The organism is Nocardia sp. NPDC058497 (assembly GCF_042720195.1).
In the GTDB taxonomy this organism is placed as follows: Bacteria; Actinomycetota; Actinomycetes; order Mycobacteriales; family Mycobacteriaceae; genus Nocardia.
Genome location: NZ_JBHXMY010000663.1, coordinates 1 through 3,045 on the forward strand (window position 1 = coordinate 1; position 3,045 = coordinate 3,045).

The window sequence follows — 3,045 nt, forward strand, 5'->3', positions numbered from 1 at the left end:
ACACAAAACACACCCCCCCTCCGAGGCGCCCTCACAAAGCTTAAGAAAAAAAATATAAAAACACCCCCCTCTGCCGCGCGCGCCCCACCACCCCCACCACATGCGCGCCCCCCACGTCGGTTTCCGCGTCTACCGGGCCGGTTGCACCGACACCCGCGAGGTGTCGGTCAGTGCCTTCCCGTCGGCGGACATTGGTAACCCGGCCTCCTGCTCGGGGGTCCGGGGATCGTGAAAAGTCGTGCCGGGTCGTCGGCCAGTTTGCGAGGTTCACAGCTGCGTTGTGGTCACGATCGCCGTGGAACCCGCACCCGCAACCGAACACACGATCAGCCAACGTCAAGCCGGGGTTGAGTGCCCCGCAGGCCGAGCATCGTTTGGTCGACGGATACCAGCGGTCCGCGGTCGTGATGATGCCGCCGCGCCAGGCCTGTTTGTAGGCCAGTAGCCGGGCGAAGTCGGCCCATCCGCAATCACTGATCGCGCGGGCCAACGAGTGGTTGCCGAGCATGCCCGCCACGTTCAGGTCTTCGATCACGAGCCGGTCGTGGGTTTTGACCAGCGTGTTGGCAACCTGATGGGCGAAGTGACGGCGGATATTCGCGACTCGATGATGGTGGCGCGCCAGCCGGGCGGCGGCCTGTCGATGGTTGTTCGAGCCCTTCTCTTTCCGCGCCACCGACTTTGCCAGACGACGTTGCCGACTCAGACCCGCCGCAAGTGGTTTGGGTGCGGTGTCGAAGCGCGCGATCTCGGTGCCGTCGGCGGTTGCGGCGACAGCGAACGCTGTCAGCCCGCGGTCGATCCCGACCCAACCAGTATCGTCGCCGTGTTCACGCGGACGGTGATGGTGCGCCGGGTGTAGGTCGGCGGCCTCGAGGGCCAAGCTGATCCACCAGCGTCGCGCCCGGTAGGAAACGGTGGCGTAGAGGATCTTCGCCCGCTCTTTGGTGATCAGACGACGCAACCGGCGGGTGTCCTCACGAACCCGAACCTCCCCGATCCCGGGCAAAGTCACCGACCGGGCAGTGTCGTTGTCGCCGACCCGGATCATCGCACGCCCACCTTTGGCGTATTTGTTGCGGACCCGAAACGACGGGGTGCACCTATCCTTCTTCTTGAATCGGGGAAACCTGACTCGTTTGCCTGCGCGTTTACCGGTGCGGGAGTCCGAGAACGCTGCCAGGGCGCGGCCGCAGTCGACGGCGGCTTCTTCGAACACTTGCTGGCATACCTGGGTGCGCCACACCAGCCCGGTCACCCGGACCTCGACAGTCCCGTCCGCGCCGACGGCGAACACTCGTCCGGCGGCTTCGGTCTTCTTCCAGTTGTTGAACGCATTGATCAGATCGAACCGGGTCCACGGCACGGGATGTCCTGGACAGCTTTCACGGTGGGTGAGCGCGGTCTTCACGAACCGTAGGCTCTGGTTGAACGCGAACCGGGCCGCCCCGGCATGGCGGGTGAGCACGCTGGACTGCTCGACGGTGGGGTCGAGGCAGTACCGGAAGGTGGTGTGGCGGCTCATCATCGGCGAGTGTGACACACGCCACCGACAGGTGGTGGAACATAACTTGGGCTGGATCAGCCGACACCGCCTCTGCGTGCGCGACTACGAGACCGGACTCGACCACCACGACCATGGTCCACATCGCCATAATCGCCGTCATGTCATGCCGCCTCGCACGACGATGACCCAGTTCTCAAATGCACTCTGAGACGTTGCTGAGATCTGCCGGACAATCCGACGCGAGCCAGCGAGCAAGTGGCACACCGATTTAGACTCGGGGGTGCGCTCGCCGTTCGCGGCGGGCCACGTGGTGTCCGACGATCGTCGAGGTGAGGTAGATGGCAACAGAAGTCGATCCGGCCGAGCAGGATTACACGACCGATCACCCCGAGCTCGACGTGTTGCCGGTATGGCCGCAGGAGACGATCGCGGTGCTGGTCACGACCGATCCCGCGCCGCACGCGATTCCCGTGTCGTGGCCGGTGCGCGCCGGCGACCGGCGGATCCTCATCAGCCTCAAGTCCGATCGCGGCTCGCTGGCCCGGCTGCGGGCCCAGCCGGAGGTGGCCCTGCTCATCCTGGGCGGCGGCAATGTCGCGCTGTGCGCGCGCGGACGGGCGAAGGTGATCGCCGAGCAGATGCCGTCGGCGGCGGACTACACCGCCGTGCAGCTCGACGTGGACGTCATCGACGACCATCGGCAGTCGGCCTTCGCGGTGGACCGCGGCATCCAGCGCACCGTGCTCGACGAGTCCGAGCTCCGCGCGCTGGAGGGCCGGGTCGAAACCCTGCGGACCTGGGCAGAGAAAGGAAACTGATATGACTGTCACGCTCGCCAAGGGCGGCAATGTCTCGCTGTCGAAGCAGACCGACAATCTCACCAAGGTGGCGGTGGGTCTGGGCTGGGACGTGCGGACCACGACCGGCGCCGACCACGACCTCGACGCCAGCGCGCTGGCGACCGGCGCCAACCTGAAGGTGCTCTCCGACCAGCACTTCGTCTTCTACAACAACCTGCGCTCGCCGGAAGGCACCATCGAGCACACCGGTGACAACCTGACCGGCGCCGGCGACGGCGACGACGAGGTGATCAACGTCGACCTGGCCGCCACCCCGCCGACGATCACCAACATCTTCTTCCCGGTGTCGATCCACGACGCCCAGGCCCGCGGCCAGTCCTTCGGCCAGATCCGCAACGCCTACATCCGCGTCACCGACGCCAACACCGGCGTCGAACTGGCCCGCTACGACCTCTCCGAGGACGCCTCCACCGAGACCGCCATGGTCTTCGGCGAGCTGTACCGCCACAACAACGAGTGGAAGTTCCGCGCCATCGGCCAGGGCTATGCCTCCGGCTTGGCGGGCATCGCCCGCGACTACGGCGTCAATATCTGAGCTGTGTTCTTGGAGCGCTGGCGCGCTCGAGGTCGCGGCCCCTCCTGTCCCGGCCCTGAACGGGCCTTTGCTGCTCGCTACTGGCCCAAGGAACATCGCGATTACGCGGGGGCGGCGGCGCCGCCCCCCGGCGCCGCGGGGCC

The 3,045-nt window shown here is 66.4% G+C and carries 3 protein-coding genes; 2 read left to right on the forward strand and 1 reads right to left on the reverse strand.

Annotated elements, in window-relative coordinates:
- Positions 1 to 40: 40 nt before the first annotated feature.
- The gene (locus ACFWPJ_RS29100; protein WP_378856143.1) at positions 41 to 1,528 is read right to left on the reverse strand and encodes an RNA-guided endonuclease InsQ/TnpB family protein; all 1,488 of its coding nucleotides are present in this window, start codon (positions 1,526 to 1,528) and stop codon (positions 41 to 43) included.
- Between the two features lie 317 nt (positions 1,529 to 1,845).
- On the opposite strand from ACFWPJ_RS29100, the gene ACFWPJ_RS29105 reads away from it, so the two are divergent.
- Entirely contained in the window at positions 1,846 to 2,325 is a 480-nt protein-coding gene (locus ACFWPJ_RS29105) for a hypothetical protein (protein ID WP_378856145.1), read from the forward strand.
- Between the two features lies 1 nt (position 2,326).
- Positions 2,327 to 2,902: a TerD family protein gene (locus tag ACFWPJ_RS29110; RefSeq protein WP_110039796.1), complete on the forward strand. Its 576-nt coding sequence runs from the start codon at positions 2,327 to 2,329 to the stop codon at positions 2,900 to 2,902.
- The last annotated feature ends 143 nt before the right edge of the window (positions 2,903 to 3,045 follow it).

Excerpts from the sequence above, each read along its gene's own strand:
- ACFWPJ_RS29105 (WP_378856145.1), top strand. The coding sequence starts at position 1,846 with ATGGCAACAGAAGTCGATCCGGCCGAGCAGGATTACACGACCGATCAC.
- ACFWPJ_RS29110 (WP_110039796.1), top strand. The coding sequence starts at position 2,327 with ATGACTGTCACGCTCGCCAAGGGCGGCAATGTCTCGCTGTCGAAGCAG.
- ACFWPJ_RS29100 (WP_378856143.1), bottom strand. The coding sequence starts at position 1,528 with ATGATGAGCCGCCACACCACCTTCCGGTACTGCCTCGACCCCACCGTC.